This is a genomic window from Streptomyces sp. NPDC002779 (assembly GCF_042888685.1).
Taxonomy (GTDB): domain Bacteria; phylum Actinomycetota; class Actinomycetes; order Streptomycetales; family Streptomycetaceae; genus Streptomyces.
Genome location: NZ_JBIAQC010000003.1, coordinates 87,514 through 105,345 on the forward strand (window position 1 = coordinate 87,514; position 17,832 = coordinate 105,345).

Here is a 17,832-nt window from a genome sequence, read left to right on the forward strand (position 1 = left end):
CCTGTCAGGGGTGGGCGCCGGGGACGATGCGGTTGGCGAGGTACTCGTGGCCGTAGGCTTCGGCCTCTTCCTGGTCCAGCAGCCGGTCGTGTTCGCGGGCCTGCCGGCGGGACATGCGCTCGATGCGGAACCGGTCGCGGACGTTGGCGACGCACCGTTCGAGCACGCCCTTGCGGCTGAACTGCATCGCGTGGACCAGTTCGTGAATGAGGGTCACGGCGAACTCGGCCGGCGTGGGGTGCTTGTCCACGTCGATCAGCAGCAGCGCGCTCCCGTCCAGGCGGGGGATGGCGTTGGCCTGGATATCCCGGGCCACCTTGCGGGCGGCGCGTTCGGCGGTGGCGAGGGTGCGCCGATCGAGGGCGCCGGCGAGGGCGACGTCGGCGGCGGCCATCAGTTCGGCCATGCCGCGTTCGTTAGTCAGGATCACCTCGACGTCCGGCATGGTGCCGGCAACCGCCCGGTTCACGACCGGCACGGCCTGCTCGGTCAGCCGTGTCGCGGTGCGCAGTGTCGGGCCGTATCCGGGGATCTTGTGCGTGCGAACGATGGTCTTCACACAGGTCTCCAGGTGGGATCGCCGCAGCTCACGCGGCGGTGGCAGGGGTGTCGGGGTAGGCGCACAGCACGCACATGCCAAGAGAGGTCGGCAGGCAGTAGCTGTAGGTCATGCCGCAGACCGGGCAGGTGCAGCGGGCATGCATCGCGAGCGCGAGGGCGCCCCACTTGCGCGAGGTCATCGGCCGCACCGGCTTGGCGAGGTCGATCCGGTACAGGTACGCCACGCGCGGAGTGCCGGTGCGGCGGTTGATGCGCATGGCCTGCGCCTGTACCGCCTGACCCCCCGGGCGCAGACCCTGCGCCCGTAACTGCCGTCGGGTGGCCAGGCCGTCCGGCGCGAGCTTCCACGGGTAGGTGGGTATGCCGTGCCGGGCGCCGGTCGGGTCGAAACAGCGGCCGTAGACGCCGGACATCAGGCAACCGCCCCGGCGCGTTCGGCGAGCAGGGTGTCCCGCAGCATCCGCGCGTTCGCCGGCGACGTGTGCACCGCCCGGCGGATGCCCTCGGCCGTCACCTTCGCGTCCGGCCACTCGGCCGTCGCCGTACGCGCTTCGGTGAGCAACTGATCCGGGGTGCGCTTGGGCCGGGGCGACTTCACCGCCTCGGGGAGCCGACCGGTCGCACGACGGGATCGAGGCGACTCGGCAGGCACCGCGCCCCGCTCGATCGAGACCAGCGGGAGGGTGTCGCCCTGCGGGATCGGCTTCAGGATCGGGGAGGTCTTCAGGTGCCCGACCGGGCCCTGATCGGGCACCCGTGCGAGCGTCGCCGTGATCGGCGCGGGGGTCGATTCGGGGAGGTCAGCCGTAGACCGTTTCATGCTGGTCTTGACAGATTCCTCCGTGTTCGTGCTTGCGGCCGGGGTCGGGGTGGGCCGGTGGTGCAGCACCTTGGCGACCAGATCGGACCCGAAGTAGATCGACCCGACCGGAAGTGATGTGGCGAGCAGGACCAGGGCCCAGTTCGCCGGGTCCCAGTCGGCCAGCCGAGTCCAGTCGACCCGGGCGCCGCCGTCGCTGTGCAGCTCCGGCACGAGACCGTGCACGTAGTTGAGGACCAGCGAAGCGAGCGTGTAGGTGCCCAGCACCCGCAGTGCGAACTTCCGCGCGTCGTCGGTGAGCACGAGGGTGGCGATCAGGGCCAGGGCCATCAGGCCGTCGACCACGAACGGATACAGCATCGCGGCCGTGGCGTCCGCGCCGACCGCGCCGGCGATGTCCCGCAGTGCGTTCCACGACACCCGGAACGCCATGCCGACCACGACGACCAGCGCTAGCACTAAGGCGGCGCGTCCCTTGCGGTGGAGGTTCATGCCGCACCCCCGTGGCGGCGGCCGTGGGTCGCCCATCCGGCGATTTGGAGGGCGAACCCGACAGCGGCAACGGCCATCAGGAGTCGGTGCCCGCTGATCAGGGCGGCGATGGATGCGGTGAGCGCGAGGATGATCCCCGCGACGATCAGAACCAGGGCGAGACCCGACGGCGTCTGCGTGCTCACGCGGCACCGCCCGGCAGGCTCTCGTTCGTGCGGTTGATCAGCGCGACCCGTGCGGCGAGCGCCCGGCGGCGGGCCCGGCGGATGCGGCGCACGTCCAGCTCGGTCGGGGTGCGGTCGAGGGTGGCGATCTGCGCGTCCAACAGGTCGACGTCCGCGAGGATCACGGGCATCTCCTGCTCGATCGCGTCCAGCTCCGCATCCGTCGGCTCCATGAAGTCGGCGAACGCGGTAACAGCGTCCTGAACAGTGACGATGTGGTTCATTGGGTCGCGGTTCCTTCCAGAGAGGAACGGCCCGAACAGCGCCCCCGGAGCTGCAACTCCGGGGGCGCGCGCCGTTGGGTGAACAGCCACGCCGGAAGCGCGGCCGGAGTGCCCCGGGCGGGATTCGATCCCGCGCCCTCACGGCTGAATGCCGGGACGACGTGCATGTCTCCTTTGGGGTGCTGCGCCCGTATCAGGTAGCGCGGCATGACCCCGTTGTAGGCGTATGGAGATAAGCCCTCCCGAATGACCAGGGTCGGGTGCGCCCTCGGCCCGCTCTGTCCCGGGCCCCTTGACCTCAATGCGCCCTGACTCAGGGCGCATTGAGGTCCAGCACCCCCGATCCGTCGAACCGACCGGCGGGCACATCCCTAAGGTTCCCTAGGGTTCCCTGTGGTGTCAAGCGGTAAGCTAGGGAACCTAAGGGAAGTGACGACAAGGAGCGGACGACATGGCAGGCCAGGCCGACAATCGGGCCCCGTACGCAAAAATCGCCGCTCACTACACGGAGCTGATTACGTCTGGTCAGCTACAGCCAGGAACTCTCTTGCCGAGCATCAAGAACCTCTCGGAAGAGTGGAAGGTGAGCACGGCGACAGCCGAGAAAGCCCTGCGCAAGCTGCGCAACGAGGGGCTTGTGCGCGGCATCCACGGCATCGGCACGGAAGTACTTGACCAGCCGACTCCGATGTCGTCCGGAGCGCAACGGCAGGACCGGGGGCGCCGTACGGGGTCTAGCTGGGGGGCGGGTGAACGGTCCGACTCACACCAGGCGGCGGTCGTGCCCGCGCCGGCTGAAGTGGCGCAAGCGCTGGACATCCAGCCCGGCTCCGACGTGATCCGCCGCAGCCGCGTGTACAGGGACCGGCACGGCATCGTCGCTCACAGCACGTCGTGGATTCCCGCTCGGTACGGGAAACTGATTCCTCAGCTCGCAGCAAGCGAACGCCTGACGGGCGGGACGTCTCTCCAGCTCATTGCCCAAGCGACCGGCCACCCGATCAGCCACCGCGTCGACACCGCTTCCGCCTGCCTGCTGTCGCCGGAGTACGCGCGGCTCTTGGAACTGGACCCTGAAAACCCCCCGGCTGACCCGGTAGTAGTGATGACAGCCAAGTTCGTGGACAGCGAAGGCAACATCGTCGAGTACGGCGTGGACCTTGGGGGCCCTGGCCGGACATGGCGTACAGAGTCGGAGGTCTCGCCGTGACGGTGGCGAACGACACGCTCGTGAGCGTGCTCGAAGACCGCCAAGAAGCGCTCCTTCCGGCCCGCAGGGCTGGCACAATCACGCCCGAAGCCGAAGCGGAGGTGGCAGCCATCTCCCGAACCGTGACGAGACCGATGCCCCCACACCCGCCGTTCTGTGTCCTGATGGCCGGACTCCCTGGCTCCGGCAAGACGACCCTTTCTCGTACTCTCACCGCCCGCGGGTTCGTACGCCTATGCCCGGACGAAGAGATGTTTCGCCGCCACGGTGTCTACGGAAAGGACTTTCCGCGAGGCGTCTTCCCCACCCTTGAGCGCCCCGTCCTCGAAGACGTGGCGGATGAGCTTCGGGAGCAGCTCAAGGCCGGGCGGGATGTCGTGGTTGACCACGGCTTCTGGACCCCGGAGGACAGGGCCAAATGGCGAGCTATCGCTACTGACGCCGGCGCGACTCCTGTGCTCGTCTACCTCGCCGCTAGCCATGAGGAGCTGTGGGCCAGGATCAGCAAGCGCAACGACTTTCACGCGGACGATCCGAACGCGATCTACTTCTCCGAAGATGACCTACAGCGGTACCGCAAGCGGTTCGTCCCTCCGCAGACGGATGAACCTCACCTGTTGTACGGCGGTGACCCGGCGGCCGTCATCGCAGCGCTGGAAGCCGCTCGCCCCTGACACTTAGGGGACAGACGAGCAGGTCAGGCTGCTCTACTCCGTCTCAGTTTCCGTCTCATTCACCCCCGTCCGATGCCGTTCATAGCCGTTCAAGCACCGGGCACGAGTACTGGAATGAACGGGGTTGGACACCGCCGAACACTGTTTCCGCAGATGGGAGCAGACCTCGAAAGCGAGTGTGGCGCAAGTCACCGAGGGTTCAAATCCCTCCGCTACCGCTCCGGGAAGGGCCTCGTCGCAAGACGGGGCCCTTCATCTGTTCGGTTACACTCACCGCCGGCAACAGCGGGCCCGACGGGGGCGACAGGCGCAGGGGAGGCCGCAGTGGCGGTGAATTCGAAGAAGATCGCCGTCTATGTGCTCGTGGTCTTCGTGCTCTACCTGATCATCACGGACCCTGCCAAGGCCGCCGACTACGTGCAGATAGGGTTCGAGGGCATATCGGACGCCGCCAAGGCCATCGGCGACTTCATGACGTGGGTCGCCAACGGAGGAGAAGAATGATCCGCCACCTGGTCCTCTTCAAGCTCAACGAGGGTGTCCGGCGCGACGACCCGCGAGTCCTGGAGGGCGAGAAGGCCTTCCGGTCGCTGGAGGGCACGATCCCCGAGATCCGCTTCTGGGAGCTCGGCTGGAACCTCAGCGACCGCCCCATCGCCTACGACTTCGCGATCAACTCCGCCTTCGACGACGCCGACGCCCTGCGCCGGTACGCGGAGCACCCCGAGCACCAGGCGGGCGTGGCCCTCTGGAAGGAGTTCGCCACCTGGGTGATCGCGGACTACGAGTACTAGACCCCGCGCGCCGCACAGCCCCTCGCCGTACCGGTGAGGGGCATTTCTGCGTCTTATGGGCTCTTTATTCCTCAACACGGTGTTATGCGGTGCTTGCACACAGTGCACATGTCTTGTGATGCTATGACCGCTTTTGACGGATGAGTTGATGGATCACGAGGTGGAGTTGACCGTGCCGGCCAGTACTGCGCCTCCCCGAGAAGCGGCCCCCGAAGAACCGGCGGCAGCCGCCCCGCGCAGCCGCGGTGCCGACACCCGCGCGCTCACCCAGGTGCTCTTCGCCGAGCTCAAGGAGCTCCAGCCGGGCACGCCGGAGCACAACCGGGTGCGCGGGGCGCTGATCGAGGCGAACCTCCCGCTCGTGCGCTACGCCGCCGCCCGCTTCCGCTCCCGCAACGAGCCGATGGAGGACGTGATCCAGGTCGGCACCATCGGTCTGATCAACGCCATCGACCGCTTCGACCCGGACCGGGGCGTGCAGTTCCCGACCTTCGCGATGCCGACGGTGGTCGGCGAGATCAAGCGGTACTTCCGCGACAACGTCCGCACGGTCCACGTTCCGCGCCGGCTGCACGAGCTGTGGGTGCAGGTCAACAGCGCCACCGAGGACCTGACGACCGCCTTCGGACGCTCCCCGACCACCGCCGAGATCGCCGAGCGGCTGCGCATCAGCGAGGAGGAGGTGCTGTCCTGCATCGAGGCGGGACGCTCGTACCACGCCACCTCGCTGGAGGCCGCCCAGGAGGGCGACGGGATGCCCGGACTGCTGGACCGGCTCGGCTACGAGGACCCCGCGCTGGACGGCGTGGAACACCGCGACCTGGTCCGGCACCTGCTGGTCCAGCTCCCCGAGCGGGAACAGCGCATTCTGCTGCTGCGCTACTACAGCAACCTCACCCAGTCGCAGATCAGCGCGGAACTCGGTGTCTCCCAGATGCATGTGTCGCGGCTGCTCGCGCGTAGCTTCCAGCGGCTGCGGTCGGCGAACCGGATCGACGCCTGACCGAAAGCGCGAGCGAACCGTCACCGGGACGAGCGAATCGCTCACCAGGGCCCTTCCCGGCGGTTTCGCGCCGATAGACCGTCAGACCCCTTGTTTCCAGGGCGGATTCACGTCTGACATGTCGACATGTCACTACAGCGTGTTGCCGACATGTGACATTCTGCGGGAAGCGCGTTTGCCGCGGCTTCGGCTCCGGTATTCAGGTGAAGGCTGCGTTCCTCAGTGGGAGCGTCCGCCCCGACCGTCCCGCGACCCAAAGGGGGTGGCATGTCCGCAGATCAGGGCAGCTCGAAGGTGCTCACGCTCACGAAGAGCGAGGGTGCGCCCGCGCTCGACGACGTAACGGCCCTTGTCGAGGCCGCGCCGGCCCCGGCCCTCCCGACGTCGGGAGCCATCGACACCCGCACCCTGTCCCGCTCCCTGTTCCTGCGGCTCGCCGCGCTGGACGAGAACAGCCCCGAGCGTGCGTACGTCCGCGACACACTGATCGAGCTGAACCTCCCGCTCGTCCGGTACGCGGCGGCACGCTTCCGCTCCCGCAACGAGCCGATGGAGGACATCGTCCAGGTCGGCACCATCGGCCTGATCAAGGCGATCGACCGGTTCGACTGCGAACGGGGGGTGGAATTCCCGACGTTCGCGATGCCGACGGTGGTCGGGGAGATCAAGCGGTTCTTCCGGGACACCTCGTGGTCGGTCCGGGTGCCGCGCCGGCTGCAGGAGCTGAGACTGGCCCTGACGAAGGCCAGTGACGAGCTCTCCCAGAAGCTGGACCGCTCCCCCACGGTCACCGAACTCGCCGCGGTGCTGGGCGTGTCCGAGGAGGACGTGGTCGACGGCCTGGCGGTCGGCAACGCCTACACGGCGTCCTCGCTGGACTCACCGGCCCCCGAGGACGACGGCGGCGAGGGCTCCCTCGCGGACCGCCTCGGCTACGAGGACACCGCGCTGGAGGGCGTCGAGTACCGCGAGTCGCTGAAGCCGCTGCTGGCCAAGCTGCCGCCCCGGGAGCGCCGCATCATCATGCTCCGCTTCTTCGCCAACATGACCCAGTCCCAGATCGGCGAGGAGGTCGGCATCTCCCAGATGCACGTCTCCCGCCTGCTGACCCGCACGCTGGCACAGCTGCGGGACGGGCTGATCTCGGACTGACGCCCGGCCCGATGCGTCGGGCGACGACATGGACACATGGCCGCGGAGGCGCCTTGACCGGCGCCTCGGCGGCCGTCGTGCGTCCGGGGCAGGAGTGCGGATGAGGTGAGCCGCCCGGGCTACATCAGCGCGAGCCAGGCCACCGCCGCGATGACCGCGACGGCGACGACGACACCGACGATCAGGCCGATGCGGGGGCCGGAGGAGGCGGCCGCCGGCTGACGCCCCTGGGGGGCCTCGTCGACGAACGCGCGGAACATCTGGGTGCTGCCGGCGGGGTCGTAATTGCCCTGGGGGCCCTCGGTGTTAGCCATGGGCCGAAACCCTAGCGAATACGGGGGTCCGGCCCAAGTGCGGGGCCCGCAGGGGCCCCTGGGTTCCGGCGGCCGGACACGGGGACCGCCGACCGGCAGCCTCCGGCGCGTTTACGATTGCAATACTTGCCTTTGCCAACTTTTGGGCCGCACCCCTCGTCATTTCGTTTGCCTGTAGCAACCAACAGCTTCTATGGTTGCCCTAAGCAACAAATACTCCCGGGAGGAGTGCGATGGCCGAGCAGGCGGCGTACGAGGAGCTCGTCCGTCAGTTCAGTGCCTTCGGTGCCGTGAAGCGGGAGCTGGGGCGGGCGCTGCCGTCCGACTGCCCGGGCGGTTCCGCCGCCGTGCTGACGCTGCTGGAGCGCCACGGCGACATGCGCATGAGCAAGCTCGCGGACCTGCTCGCCGTGGACATGTCGGTCACCAGCCGTCACGTGGCCCATGTCGCCGAGCGCGGCTGGATCGACCGCTCCCCCGACCCGGCCGACAAGCGCGGCCGCATCCTGCGCCTCACGCCCGCGGGCCGGGCCCGGGTCGAGGAGCTCGCCCGGTGCACCACCCGGCTGCTCGCCGAACGCCTGAGCGACTGGACCGACGACGAGGTCTCCCAGCTCACGCTGCTCATGGCCCGGCTGAGGCGCTGCTTCGACGAACAGTCCCCCCGTACACCCGCGATCACCACGTAAGAGAAGGAAGTCCATGGCAACGACCACACCAGCCGGTGTGCGGGCTCATGCCAAGCACTCAGGAGGCTCCGGCGAGGCCCCCATGACGCATCGGCAGATCATGGAGGCGCTCTCCGGGCTGCTGCTCGGCATGTTCGCCGCGATCCTGTCCTCCACCATCGTCTCCAACGCGCTGCCCGAGATCATCCAGGACCTCGGCGGCGGGCAGAGCGCGTACACCTGGGTCGTGACCGCCGCGCTGCTGTCGATGACGGCGTCCACGCCCCTGTGGGGCAAGCTCGCCGACCTGGTCAGCAAGAAGGCCCTGGTCCAGATAGCCCTGGTCGTCTACATCATCGGATCGGTCGTCGCCGGTCTGTCCCAGAACGCCGGGATGCTGATCGGCGCCCGGGTGATCCAGGGGCTCGGCGCCGGTGGTCTGACCGCGCTCGCCCAGATCATCATGGCCGCGATGATCTCCCCCCGGGAGCGCGGCCGTTACTCCGGCTACCTCGGCGCGACCTTCGCCGTCGCGACCGTGGGCGGTCCGCTGATCGGCGGTGTCATCACCGACACCGACTGGCTGGGCTGGCGCTGGTGCCTGTACGTGGGGATCCCGTTCGCGCTGATCGCCCTGTTCGTGCTGCAGAAGACGCTGCACCTGCCGGTGACCCGGCGCAAGGTCAAGGTCGACTGGGCCGGTGCCTTCTTCATCACCGCGGCCGTCTGTCTGCTGCTGGTCTGGGTCACCTTCGCGGACGACAAGTACGCCTGGCTGTCCTGGCAGACCTACGCGATGGTCGGCGGCGCGCTCGCGCTCACGCTGGTCTTCCTGTTCGTGGAGACGAAGGCCGCCGAGCCGATCATCCCGCTGTACCTGTTCAGGAACCGCACGATCACGCTGGCCTCGCTCGCCTCCCTGCTGGTCGGTGTCGCGATGTTCGCGGGCACGGTCTTCTTCAGCCAGTACTTCCAGCTGGCGCGGGACAAGTCCCCGACCATGTCGGGCGTCATGACCATCCCGATGATCGCCGGCCTGTTCGTCTCCTCCACCGTCTCCGGCGCGGTCATCACCAGGACCGGCAAGTGGAAGGCCTGGCTGGTCACCGGGGGTGTGCTGCTGGCGGCGGGCCTGGGGCTGCTGGGCACCATGCGCTACGACACCCCGTACTGGCACATCGCCGTCTACATGGCGGTCATGGGCCTCGGCATCGGCATGATGATGCAGAACCTGGTGCTGTCCACGCAGAACCAGGTCGCCCCGCACGAGCTGGGCGCCGCCAGCTCGGTGGTCACCTTCTTCCGGTCCCTCGGCGGCGCGATGGGCGTCTCGGCGCTCGGCTCGGTGATGTCGTCCCGGATCAGCCACTACGCCACCGACACCATCGGCTCGCTCAGCCCGCAGGAGCAGTCCGCCGCGGCCGGCGCCGTGGGCTCCGGCGAACTGCCCGACATGGACGCCCTCCCCGCGCACATCCGCACCTGGCTGGAGAGCGCCTACGGACACGGCATCGCCGACATCTTCCTGTACATCGCCCCGATCGCCTTCCTCGCCTTCCTGGTGACGCTGTTCATCAAGGAGGTCCCGCTGCGGACGTCCGGCGCGCTGGCGCAGGCGGCGGAGACCACGAAGCCGGAAGCGGCTCCCGCGGCCCCTGCCGTCGAGGAGGACACGGTGCAGGAGGAGACAGTGCAGGTCACCGGTGGATCCGTCGCCGTGCGCGGATTCGTCCGCGGCGCCGAGAGCGCGCCCGTGCCGCGGGCCGCGGTCACGCTGATCTCGCTCTCGGGACGGCAGCTCAGCCGCTCGGTGGCGCAGGCGGACGGTGCCTACGGTGTCGACGCGCCGGGCGCCGGCTCGTACGTCCTGATCGCCTCCGCCGACGGTTACCAGCCGCAGGCGTCCACCGTCGTCGTCGGTGAGGAGCCGTTGGCGTACGACATCCTGCTCAGCGGCACCAGTGGGCTGAGCGGTGTGGTGCGGGCGGCCGACGGGGCGCTGCCGGTCCAGGACGCGATGGTGATCGTCACCGATGTGCGCGGGGACCTGCTGGCCACCGCAGCCACCGGGGAGCAGGGCGAGTTCGCCCTCGGCGAGCTGGTGCCGGGCACGGTGACCCTCGCGGTGAACGCCGCCGGGTTCCGGCCGCGTGCCCTGCCCGTCGAGATCGGCGGCACCGGCGTCACCCGGATCGAGGTCGACCTCGACTCCGGCGCCCAGGTCCAGGGCGTCGTACGGGCGCCGCACGGTCCGCTGGCCGACGCGCGGGTCACCCTCGTGGACGCGGCGGGCAACGTCGTCGGCACGGCGACGACCGGGGCGGACGGGGCGTACGCCTTCACCGACCTGGACGGCGGCGACTACACGGTCATCGCGACGGGATACCCGCCGGTGGCGTCCGCCCTGACCGTGCACGGTCCCGGCGTCGACGACCACGACATCGAACTCGCCCACCCCGGCGAGTAGGACAGGCCCCGGCCCGTGGAGCGCGCTCTGAGCGGAGGTGCGTTCCACGGGCCGGTTTCATGCGAGGAGTTGAGATGGGACTGACCGCGAGGATCCGTACCCGGGACGGTTGGGCCGTGTCGCACGCGGTCGTCACGGTGACGGACGGCAACGGCAGCCAGGTGCTGCGCGCCGAGGCGGACGCGGAGGGCGCGGTACGGGATCCGAATCCCCTGGCCCCCGGGGCGTACACGGTCATCGTCACCGCCGTCGGGTACGCGCCCGCCGCGGCGAGCGCGCTCGTCACGGCGAGCGGCCGGGCCGAGGTGGGCACGGTGACGCTGGCCCGGCAGGGCGGGGCGGAACTGCCGCCGCCGGGGGTGTGGACGGTGGACCCGGCGCACTCGTCGGTGGGCGCGGTCGCCCAGCACCTGGGGATCTCCAGCGTGCACGGACGGTTCACCGACTTCTCCGCGACCGTCGAGATCGCTCCGGGCGACGTCACCGGGTCGCGGGTGGAGGCGGTGATCCGGGCGTCGTCGATCGACACGGGGAACGCCCTGCGGGACGGGCACCTGCGGTCGCCGGACTTCCTGGACGTGGAGCGGTTCCCGGAGATCACCTACCGCTCGACGGGCCTGACCGCGGCCGGTACGGATCGCTGGACGGTCCACGGGGTGCTGGAACTGCACGGTGTCGTACGGCCGGTGGACCTGGACCTGGCGTATCTGGGGACCGGGTCGGATCCGTGGGGCGGGACCAGGGCCGCGTTCCGGGCCACCGCCGAGCTGCGGCGCGAGGACTTCGCCATGCACTACAACCAGGTCGTCCAGGCGGGGATCGCCGCCATCGGCACGACACTGCGGGTCGAACTCGACGTGCAGGCGGTCCAGGGGGACACGCTGCCGCAGGCCTAGGCTGGGCGCATGGCACCGAACATCGCGACCAACACCGCTGTCTCGCTGACCGAGTTGCTGGACTTCGTACGGCCGCGTCATCGCGCGATCCTGCTGACGCGGCGGGCCGACGGGAGCCCGCAGGGGTCGCCGCTGACCTGCGGGGTGGACGACTCCGGGCGGATCGTCGTCTCCACCTACCCGGAGCGGGCCAAGACCCGCAACGCCCGGCGGGATCCGCGGGTCAGCCTGATCGTGCTGAGCGACGACTGGAACGGGCCGTGGGTGCAGATCGACGGCACGGCGGAGGTCATCGACTGCCCCGACTCCGTCGAGCCGCTGGTGGAGTACTACCGGAACATCGCCGGGGAGCATCCGGACTGGGACGAGTACCGGGCGGCGATGGTGAAGCAGGGCAAGTCGATCATCCGGGTGACGCCGCAGAGGTGGGGGCCGGTGGCGACGGGGGGCTTTCCGGCGCGCCTCACAGACAATTCCTAGCCTGCTCTCGCCACCATCGCCTCGATGCCCGCCACCAGCAGGTCAAGGGCGAAGACGAAGTCCCGTTCCAGCATCTCCTCGACCGTGTCGCCGCCCCGGGCCGCCATGATGTCCTTGGCCTCCTCGACGACCTCCGCGGTGGACGGGGTCTCGCTCACCGTCGTCATGGCGTGCTGGAAATAGGCGTCGGGGGTCATGCCCGCGTCCTGGACCCGGGCGAAGAAGTGGCCCTCGATCGTGCCGTAGCCGTACACGAACTGGAAGACGGCCGAGATCGCGCCCGTCACGCCCTCGGCCGGCAGCCCCGTCCGGCGGATGACGCGCTGGACGACCCGGGAGAAGGCCAGGGAGTTCGGCCCGATGTTGAGGTAGGTCCCGGCCAGCGGCGAGATCCAGGGGTGGCGTACCAGCAGGGCCCGGTACTCGCGGGCCAGCGTGCGCAGTTGGTCGCGCCAGTCCTCGTCGGCCTCCGGGTCGGGGAGCCGGAGTTCGCCGTAGACCGTGTCGAGGGCGAGTTCGAGGAGGTCGTCCTTGGTGTCGACGTACCAGTAGACGGACATGGCCGTGACGTTCAGCTCGGCGGCCAGCCGGCGCATGGAGAACTTGGTGAGCCCCTCCGCGTCGAGCAGCCGCACGGAAACCTCGGTGATCCGGTCCCGGTCGAGCCCGGAGGGCTGCCCCCCGCCGCGGCCGCCGCGGCGCCCCTTGCCCTCCAGCCAGACGCTGGCCCGCTCGGCTGCCTTCACCATGGCGCACCTTCCTGGACGTGCTGCGTGCGGGACGTGTTCCCCGAGTCTGCCCGCTCCGCCCTGCGCAGCAACGCCGCCGCGACCAACCCGCCGAGCAGCACGGCCACCGCTCCCACCAACTGGCTGCTCTCCAGGCCGGAGGCGAACGCGTCCCTGATCTCACCCCTGCGGGCCTCGCCGTCCGCCGCCGCCATCGCCGCGGGGAAGGAGGACGCGGCCACCGGGACCAGTGCCGCGAACCGGGAGGTGAGCACCGCCCCCAGCACGGCCACGCCCAGGCCCTGCCCGAACTCCGCCACGGTCCCGTTGATCCCCGCCCCGATGCCCGCCTTCTCCGGCGGGATCGAGCTCATGATCGCGTGCGCCATCGCCGGGTTGGCGACCGCCGCACCGGCCCCTATGAGGAGCAGGCCGAGCAGGGTGCCGGCGTACCCACTGGAGGCGAGCAGGGCGATGGACGCCAGGCCGCAGGCCATCAGGGCCATGCCGACCCCTATGGCGGCCGGGTTGCCGAGCCGGGCCGCCCACTTCGCCGCAACACCGGTGAAGTTCAGCGCCACGATCACGAGCGCGAGCGGTGCCGTGCGCAGCCCCGCCTCCAGCGGGCCGTAGCCGAGGACGAACTGCATGTGCTGGGTGAGCAGGAAGAGCGAGCCGCCCATCCCGAAGGTGATCAGCACCGCGCCCGCGATGGCGCCGGTGAACCGCTGGTTCTTGAAGAAGTGCAGGTCGAGCATGGGGTACGGGATCCGGCTCTCCCAGTAGGCGAAGGCCGCCAGCACGGCGACGGCGACGGCCGCCGACCCCAGCACCCGGGCCGACGTCCAGCCGTGCTCGGGCCCGGAGATGATCGCGAAGACCAGGGAGGCCATGCCGATCGTCGACAGCAGGGCGCCGAGCAGGTCGGGCCGGTCGCCCCGGGGGTTCTTCGACTCGGGGACCAGGGTGACGGCCGCGACCAGGCCCAGCACCACGACCGGCAGGTTGATCAGGAAGATCGCGCCCCACCAGAAGTGGTCCAGCATGAAGCCGCCGAGCAGCGGGCCGCAGGCGAAGCCGAGCGCGTTGACCGCGGCCCAGATGCCGATCGCCTTCGCGTGCTCCTCGGGGGCGAAGATCTGCATCACGACGGCGAGCGTGGTGGTCAGCAGCAGTGCCCCGCCCACGCCCATCCCGGCCCGCGAGGCGATCAACTGGCCGGTGGTGTCGGCGAGTCCGGCCGTCAGCGAGCCCGCGCCGAACAGGGCCAGTCCGGTGATCAGCATCTTCTTGCGGCCGTAGCGGTCGGCGGCGCTGCCCGCGGTGAGCAGCAGTCCGGACTGCACCAGCGAGTACGCGTTGATCATCCACTGGATGTCCGAGGTGGCCGCGCCCAGCTCGCTGGTCAGCGAGGGGATGGCGACGTTCAGGACGGTGTTGTCGAGGACGACGGTGAGCTGGGCCAGGCAGATGACGCCGAGGATGAGCCAGCGCTGGGGGTGGCCCTGGGAGACGGTGGCGGGTGCGGGAACGGACATGCTGTACACCGTAGAACAGCTCTCATACGGTGTACAGCACGTTCTTCCGGCTGCCGCGGTGCTCAGCCGCTCGCCTTCCGCGTCAGGTCGTAGAAGGTGGCCGAACCGGCCGTGATCTGCTTGAAGTTGGCTTCCACCCACTCCGTGATCTGCGCGGACGTACCGCTGTCGGAGCCGCCCATGCCGCCGCCGGAGCCGCTGGAGATGAAGTAGTGGATCCTGCCGTCCGCCACGTACTCCTTGAACTGGGCCAGTGTCGGGGACGGGTCGGTGCCGTTGAAGCCGCCGATCGCCATCACGGGTTCGCCGGTGGTGAGCTGGTAGCTCGCGGCGTTCTGGGCGCCGATGGCCGCGGCGGCCCAGGTGTAGTCCCCGGCGTTCTCGGTCAGGAGTTCCTGGGCCTCGTCGTCGACCGTGGCGCCATTGAGCAGACCGCCCATGCCGCCGCCACCGCCGCCGGGCATACCGCCGTCGCCGTTCTGCTGGTTCTGCTGACCGGGCATGCCGCCGGTTCCCCCGGTGGGGGGTTGGCCCATGCCGCCGCCCTGCTGGTTCTGCTGCCCCGGCATGCCCCCGCCGCCCGGGAAGCCACCGGCCCCGCCGCCAGGGCCGCCGCCCCGGCTTCCCTGCACCGACGGACCCGCGGTCACGATCGAACCGGTGTGCCCCTCGCGCACCGTGGTGAGGGTGTACGCCGTGGGCCCGGCCAGCGCCGCCACCAGCCCGAGTCCGGCCACCGCCAGGGCCGCCCGGCGGCCCAGCCTGCTCAGGAAGATCAGCCCGAGCGCGGCCACCAGGCCGCCCACCAGCACCAGCCACTTCAGCCAGGGCAGATAGTCGGCGGACCGGTTGAGCAGGACGTACCCCCAGGCCGCGGTGGCCGCCATGGCCGCCGCCAGGGTCCCCGACGCCCACACCCGGTCCCGCTTCTCCCACAGCAGCGCCGAGCCCATGCCGACCAGGGGAGCGAGGTAGGGCGCGAGCGCCACCGTGTAGTACTCGTGGAAGATGCCCTGCATATAGCTGAAGACCACCATGGTGATCAGCAGCGCGCCGCCCCAGACGAGGAACGACCCACGGGTCACCGAGGTGCGCTCGGCCTTGCGCGTGGCCACCAGGCCCGCGATCAGCAGGATCAGCGCGGCCGGGATCAGCCAGGAGATCTGGCCGCCGATACCGGCGCCGAACAGCCGGTCCCAGCCGGTCTCGCCCCACTGCCCGGTGCCGCCCCCGCCGCCACCGCCGCCGACGCTGCCGGTCTCCTCGCCGTTCAGCCGGCCGAGACCGTTGTAGCCGAAGGTCAGCTCCAGGAAGGAGTTGTTCTGGGAGCCGCCGATGTAGGGGCGGGAGGACGCCGGCCACAGCTCGACGACCGCCACCCACCAGCCGCCCGAGACGACGATCGCGGCCAGGCCCGCCGCCAGCTGTCCGATCCGCTTCCTCACCGTCACCGGGGCGCAGACGCCGTGGACGAGGGCGAGTGCGGGCAGGATCAGGAAGGCCTGGAGGGTCTTGGCGAGGAACGCGAAGCCGATCGCGGCCCCGGCCCACAGCAGCCACTTCGTACGGCCGTCCTCCAGGCCGCGGACGACGAAGTAGCAGGCCAGCGCCATCAACAGGGCCAGCATCGCGTCCGGGTTGTTGAACCGGAACATCAGCGCCGCGACCGGGGTGAGCGCGAGCACCGCGCCCGCGATCAGACCGGCGGCCGGGCGGAACCGGCGGCGGACGGCCGCGTACACCACGGCGACCGTGCCGACGCCCATCAGCACCTCGGGGACGAGGATCGCCCATGAGCTCAGGCCGAAGATCCGTACCGACAGGGCCATCGGCCACAGCGCGGCCGGCGGCTTGTCGACGGTGATCGCGTTGGCCGCGTCCAGCGAGCCGAAGAAGAACGCCTTCCAGGACTGGCTGCCGGCCTGGACGGCCGCGGAGTAGAAGGAGTTGGCGTAGCCGGAGGCGCTGAGGTTGCAGAGGTAGAGGACCGCGGTGGCGAGCAGCAGGCCGAGGAAGGCCGGGCGCGCCCAGCGCGGGTCCTCGGGCCGGCCGCGCCACAGTCCGCGCAGGAACGGCCGCTCGGGCGCGGGGGCCGCGGGAGCCGGCGCCTCCTGCACGGCCGTACGGTAAGTGCTGGTCATCGGGGCTCCCCCGGGTCGTGGTCGGAGGGGCGCACGGGCTGCAGCCGCATGGTGGCGTCCCTCCAGCTGGGGTCCGCGGCGGCACCGGCGCGGACGGAAGGCAGCGGGCGCTGCGGGAGCGGCGGCTGCGGCAGGGCATAGGTCGGGATGTGCTGGGCGGCCACCAGGCCGCCCTCCGCGTCCTCGCGCGCGGTCGGCGGCTCCTCGCGGCGGTCCGGGAAGACCCACACCCGGAAGAGCAGGAACCGCAGCACGGTCGCCGCGAGGTTGGCGGCGATCAGGACCGCCAGTTCGGTGGAGTGCGCGGGGTCCCCGGTCGCCGCGTTCAGGGCGGCCAGCGAGCCGCTGGTCAGGGTGAGGCCGATGACGAAGACCACCAGGCCCTGCGCCTGGTGCCGCACCGCCCCGCCGGGGCCGCGCACCCCGAAGGTGAGGCGCCGGTTTGCGGCCGTGTTGGCGATCGCCGAGACCAGCAGTGCCAGTGCGTTGGCCACCTGTGCGCCGGTGAACTGGCGGAAGCCGCTGTAGAGCAGCAGATAGAACAGCGTGGACAGCGCGCCGACCACGCAGAATCCGACGAGCTGGCGGGCCAGCCCCTTCGGTACGTCCTGGATCTCCCGGTCGCGCGGATCGTCGCCGAAGGGACGGGCGAGGCGGTCCAGCGGCAGCGATCCGGTGGCCAGGGCCTTACCGACCCGCCACACGCCCTTCAGGTCGTCGGTGGCCGTCCGGACGAGGTGGACGGTCGAGTCCGGGTCGTCGACCCAGTCGACGGGCACCTCGTGGATACGCAGGCCCGCGCGCTCGGCGAGCACCAGCATCTCGGTGTCGAAGAACCAGCCGGTGTCCTCCACCAGCGGCAGCAGCACCTGGGCGACCTCACGTCGGATCGCCTTGAACCCGCACTGCGCGTCCGAGAAGCGGGCCTGGAGCGAGCCGCGCAGGATGAGGTTGTACGAGCGGCTGATGAACTCCCGCTTCGGGCCGCGCACGACGCGGGAGGAGCGGGTCAGCCGGGAGCCGATCGCCAGGTCCGAGTGGCCCGAGATCAGCGGGGCCACCAGCGGCAGCAGGGCGTTGAGGTCGGTGGACAGATCCACGTCCATGTAGGCGAGGACCGGGGCGTCCGAGGCGGACCACACGGTGCGCAGGGCGCGGCCTCGGCCCTTCTGCTCCAGGCGGACGGCCCGGACCTCCGGGATCTGAGCCGCCAGCCGCCGGGACACCTGGGCGGTGGTGTCCGTCGACGCGTTGTCCGCGATCGTGACGCGGAACGCGTACGGGAAGGTGCGCCGCAGGTGCTCGTGCAGTCTCAGCACACACGGCTGGAGGTCCTTCTCCTCGTTGTAGACGGGGATCACTACGTCCAGGACAGGCGTACCGGCGTCTCCGGCCGGGAGGTGCTCCCGCGCCGGCAGGGTGCCGGGAGAAGAGTCGGTTCGCATG

The 17,832-nt window shown here is 70.2% G+C and carries 20 protein-coding genes; 10 read left to right on the forward strand and 10 right to left on the reverse strand.

What is annotated here, in order from left to right; translation table 11 throughout:
- Positions 1-4 precede the first annotated feature (4 nt).
- The 5 genes from ACFYW5_RS10240 to ACFYW5_RS10260 are packed head-to-tail and all read right to left on the reverse strand — an operon-like array spanning position 5 to position 2,321.
- Positions 5-559 carry a hypothetical protein gene (locus tag ACFYW5_RS10240; protein WP_389416502.1) on the reverse strand — a complete coding sequence of 185 codons (555 nt, stop codon included), beginning with the start codon at positions 557-559 and terminating at the stop codon, positions 5-7.
- 28 nt (positions 560-587) lie between these two features.
- Positions 588-974 carry an RRQRL motif-containing zinc-binding protein gene (locus ACFYW5_RS10245; RefSeq protein ID WP_389416503.1) on the reverse strand — a complete coding sequence of 129 codons (387 nt, stop codon included), beginning with the start codon at positions 972-974 and terminating at the stop codon, positions 588-590.
- Positions 974-1,873: a DUF2637 domain-containing protein gene (locus ACFYW5_RS10250; protein WP_389416504.1), complete on the reverse strand. Its 900-nt coding sequence runs from the start codon at positions 1,871-1,873 to the stop codon at positions 974-976. Before ACFYW5_RS10250 ends, ACFYW5_RS10245 begins: the two co-directional genes overlap by 1 nt.
- Positions 1,870-2,058 carry a hypothetical protein gene (locus tag ACFYW5_RS10255; RefSeq protein WP_389416505.1) on the reverse strand — a complete coding sequence of 63 codons (189 nt, stop codon included), beginning with the start codon at positions 2,056-2,058 and terminating at the stop codon, positions 1,870-1,872. The genes ACFYW5_RS10250 and ACFYW5_RS10255 overlap by 4 nt, the downstream gene beginning before the upstream one ends.
- On the reverse strand, positions 2,055-2,321 hold the full coding sequence (locus ACFYW5_RS10260; RefSeq protein WP_389416506.1) for a DUF6284 family protein: 267 nt from the start codon (positions 2,319-2,321) through the stop codon (positions 2,055-2,057). The genes ACFYW5_RS10255 and ACFYW5_RS10260 overlap by 4 nt, the downstream gene beginning before the upstream one ends.
- Before the next feature lie 451 nt (positions 2,322-2,772).
- Between ACFYW5_RS10260 and ACFYW5_RS10265 the strand changes: the two genes are divergently transcribed.
- The 6 genes from ACFYW5_RS10265 to ACFYW5_RS10290 all read left to right on the forward strand — a co-directional run bounded on the left by ACFYW5_RS10265 (position 2,773) and on the right by ACFYW5_RS10290 (position 7,154).
- Entirely contained in the window at positions 2,773-3,531 is a 759-nt protein-coding gene (locus ACFYW5_RS10265; protein ID WP_389416507.1) for a GntR family transcriptional regulator, read from the forward strand.
- Positions 3,528-4,205, forward strand: coding sequence for an AAA family ATPase (locus ACFYW5_RS10270; RefSeq protein WP_389416508.1), 678 nt, complete (start codon positions 3,528-3,530; stop codon positions 4,203-4,205). The genes ACFYW5_RS10265 and ACFYW5_RS10270 overlap by 4 nt, the downstream gene beginning before the upstream one ends.
- Positions 4,206-4,529: 324 nt before the next feature.
- Entirely contained in the window at positions 4,530-4,709 is a 180-nt protein-coding gene (locus ACFYW5_RS10275) for a hypothetical protein (protein ID WP_389416509.1), read from the forward strand.
- Positions 4,706-4,999 (forward strand): Dabb family protein, encoded by a 294-nt coding sequence (locus ACFYW5_RS10280; protein ID WP_389416510.1) that lies wholly within the window; start codon positions 4,706-4,708, stop codon positions 4,997-4,999. Before ACFYW5_RS10275 ends, ACFYW5_RS10280 begins: the two co-directional genes overlap by 4 nt.
- Before the next feature lie 148 nt (positions 5,000-5,147).
- Positions 5,148-6,002: an RNA polymerase sigma factor SigF gene (locus ACFYW5_RS10285; protein ID WP_389416511.1), complete on the forward strand. Its 855-nt coding sequence runs from the start codon at positions 5,148-5,150 to the stop codon at positions 6,000-6,002.
- Between the two features lie 267 nt (positions 6,003-6,269).
- On the forward strand, positions 6,270-7,154 hold the full coding sequence (locus ACFYW5_RS10290; protein ID WP_389416512.1) for an RNA polymerase sigma factor SigF: 885 nt from the start codon (positions 6,270-6,272) through the stop codon (positions 7,152-7,154).
- Positions 7,155-7,273: 119 nt separating this feature from the next.
- Here the strand turns inward: ACFYW5_RS10290 and ACFYW5_RS10295 are convergent, their stop codons facing one another.
- Positions 7,274-7,468: a hypothetical protein gene (locus ACFYW5_RS10295; protein ID WP_389416513.1), complete on the reverse strand. Its 195-nt coding sequence runs from the start codon at positions 7,466-7,468 to the stop codon at positions 7,274-7,276.
- Between the two features lie 233 nt (positions 7,469-7,701).
- Between ACFYW5_RS10295 and ACFYW5_RS10300 the strand changes: the two genes are divergently transcribed.
- The 4 genes from ACFYW5_RS10300 (at position 7,702) to ACFYW5_RS10315 (ending at position 11,979) form a co-directional block, all read left to right on the forward strand.
- Positions 7,702-8,157 (forward strand): MarR family winged helix-turn-helix transcriptional regulator, encoded by a 456-nt coding sequence (locus ACFYW5_RS10300; protein ID WP_389416514.1) that lies wholly within the window; start codon positions 7,702-7,704, stop codon positions 8,155-8,157.
- A 13-nt stretch (positions 8,158-8,170) separates the two neighbouring features.
- On the forward strand, positions 8,171-10,603 hold the full coding sequence (locus ACFYW5_RS10305) for an MFS transporter (RefSeq protein WP_389416515.1): 2,433 nt from the start codon (positions 8,171-8,173) through the stop codon (positions 10,601-10,603).
- Positions 10,604-10,677: 74 nt separating this feature from the next.
- A complete protein-coding gene (locus ACFYW5_RS10310) occupies positions 10,678-11,499 on the forward strand; it encodes a YceI family protein (RefSeq protein ID WP_389416516.1) in 822 nt (273 codons plus the stop codon).
- 9 nt (positions 11,500-11,508) lie between these two features.
- Positions 11,509-11,979 (forward strand): PPOX class F420-dependent oxidoreductase, encoded by a 471-nt coding sequence (locus ACFYW5_RS10315; protein ID WP_389416517.1) that lies wholly within the window; start codon positions 11,509-11,511, stop codon positions 11,977-11,979.
- Here ACFYW5_RS10315 and ACFYW5_RS10320 read toward each other — a convergent pair.
- The 4 genes from ACFYW5_RS10320 to ACFYW5_RS10335 form a co-directional block, all read right to left on the reverse strand.
- Positions 11,976-12,728, reverse strand: a complete 753-nt coding sequence (locus ACFYW5_RS10320; RefSeq protein ID WP_389416518.1) for a TetR/AcrR family transcriptional regulator — start codon at positions 12,726-12,728, stop codon at positions 11,976-11,978. The genes ACFYW5_RS10315 and ACFYW5_RS10320 overlap by 4 nt on opposite strands.
- Positions 12,722-14,245, reverse strand: a complete 1,524-nt coding sequence (locus ACFYW5_RS10325) for an MFS transporter (RefSeq protein ID WP_389416519.1) — start codon at positions 14,243-14,245, stop codon at positions 12,722-12,724. Before ACFYW5_RS10325 ends, ACFYW5_RS10320 begins: the two co-directional genes overlap by 7 nt.
- Positions 14,246-14,307: 62 nt before the next feature.
- The gene (locus tag ACFYW5_RS10330) at positions 14,308-16,386 is read right to left on the reverse strand and encodes an ArnT family glycosyltransferase (protein ID WP_389416520.1); all 2,079 of its coding nucleotides are present in this window, start codon (positions 16,384-16,386) and stop codon (positions 14,308-14,310) included.
- A complete protein-coding gene (locus ACFYW5_RS10335) occupies positions 16,383-17,831 on the reverse strand; it encodes a glycosyltransferase (protein ID WP_389416521.1) in 1,449 nt (482 codons plus the stop codon). The genes ACFYW5_RS10330 and ACFYW5_RS10335 overlap by 4 nt, the downstream gene beginning before the upstream one ends.
- Between the last annotated feature and the right edge of the window lies 1 nt (position 17,832).

What these genes read in the sequence shown, in the direction of transcription:
- ACFYW5_RS10245 (WP_389416503.1), bottom strand. Translation starts at nt 974, where the DNA reads ATGTCCGGCGTCTACGGCCGCTGTTTCGACCCGACCGGCGCCCGGCAC.
- ACFYW5_RS10250 (WP_389416504.1), bottom strand. Translation starts at nt 1,873, where the DNA reads ATGAACCTCCACCGCAAGGGACGCGCCGCCTTAGTGCTAGCGCTGGTC.
- ACFYW5_RS10260 (WP_389416506.1), bottom strand. Translation starts at nt 2,321, where the DNA reads ATGAACCACATCGTCACTGTTCAGGACGCTGTTACCGCGTTCGCCGAC.
- ACFYW5_RS10265 (WP_389416507.1), top strand. Translation starts at nt 2,773, where the DNA reads ATGGCAGGCCAGGCCGACAATCGGGCCCCGTACGCAAAAATCGCCGCT.
- ACFYW5_RS10280 (WP_389416510.1), top strand. Translation starts at nt 4,706, where the DNA reads ATGATCCGCCACCTGGTCCTCTTCAAGCTCAACGAGGGTGTCCGGCGC.
- ACFYW5_RS10285 (WP_389416511.1), top strand. Translation starts at nt 5,148, where the DNA reads ATGGATCACGAGGTGGAGTTGACCGTGCCGGCCAGTACTGCGCCTCCC.
- ACFYW5_RS10290 (WP_389416512.1), top strand. Translation starts at nt 6,270, where the DNA reads ATGTCCGCAGATCAGGGCAGCTCGAAGGTGCTCACGCTCACGAAGAGC.
- ACFYW5_RS10295 (WP_389416513.1), bottom strand. Translation starts at nt 7,468, where the DNA reads ATGGCTAACACCGAGGGCCCCCAGGGCAATTACGACCCCGCCGGCAGC.
- ACFYW5_RS10300 (WP_389416514.1), top strand. Translation starts at nt 7,702, where the DNA reads ATGGCCGAGCAGGCGGCGTACGAGGAGCTCGTCCGTCAGTTCAGTGCC.
- ACFYW5_RS10305 (WP_389416515.1), top strand. Translation starts at nt 8,171, where the DNA reads ATGGCAACGACCACACCAGCCGGTGTGCGGGCTCATGCCAAGCACTCA.
- ACFYW5_RS10310 (WP_389416516.1), top strand. Translation starts at nt 10,678, where the DNA reads ATGGGACTGACCGCGAGGATCCGTACCCGGGACGGTTGGGCCGTGTCG.
- ACFYW5_RS10315 (WP_389416517.1), top strand. Translation starts at nt 11,509, where the DNA reads ATGGCACCGAACATCGCGACCAACACCGCTGTCTCGCTGACCGAGTTG.
- ACFYW5_RS10320 (WP_389416518.1), bottom strand. Translation starts at nt 12,728, where the DNA reads ATGGTGAAGGCAGCCGAGCGGGCCAGCGTCTGGCTGGAGGGCAAGGGG.
- ACFYW5_RS10325 (WP_389416519.1), bottom strand. Translation starts at nt 14,245, where the DNA reads ATGTCCGTTCCCGCACCCGCCACCGTCTCCCAGGGCCACCCCCAGCGC.
- ACFYW5_RS10330 (WP_389416520.1), bottom strand. Translation starts at nt 16,386, where the DNA reads ATGACCAGCACTTACCGTACGGCCGTGCAGGAGGCGCCGGCTCCCGCG.
- ACFYW5_RS10335 (WP_389416521.1), bottom strand. Translation starts at nt 17,831, where the DNA reads ATGCGAACCGACTCTTCTCCCGGCACCCTGCCGGCGCGGGAGCACCTC.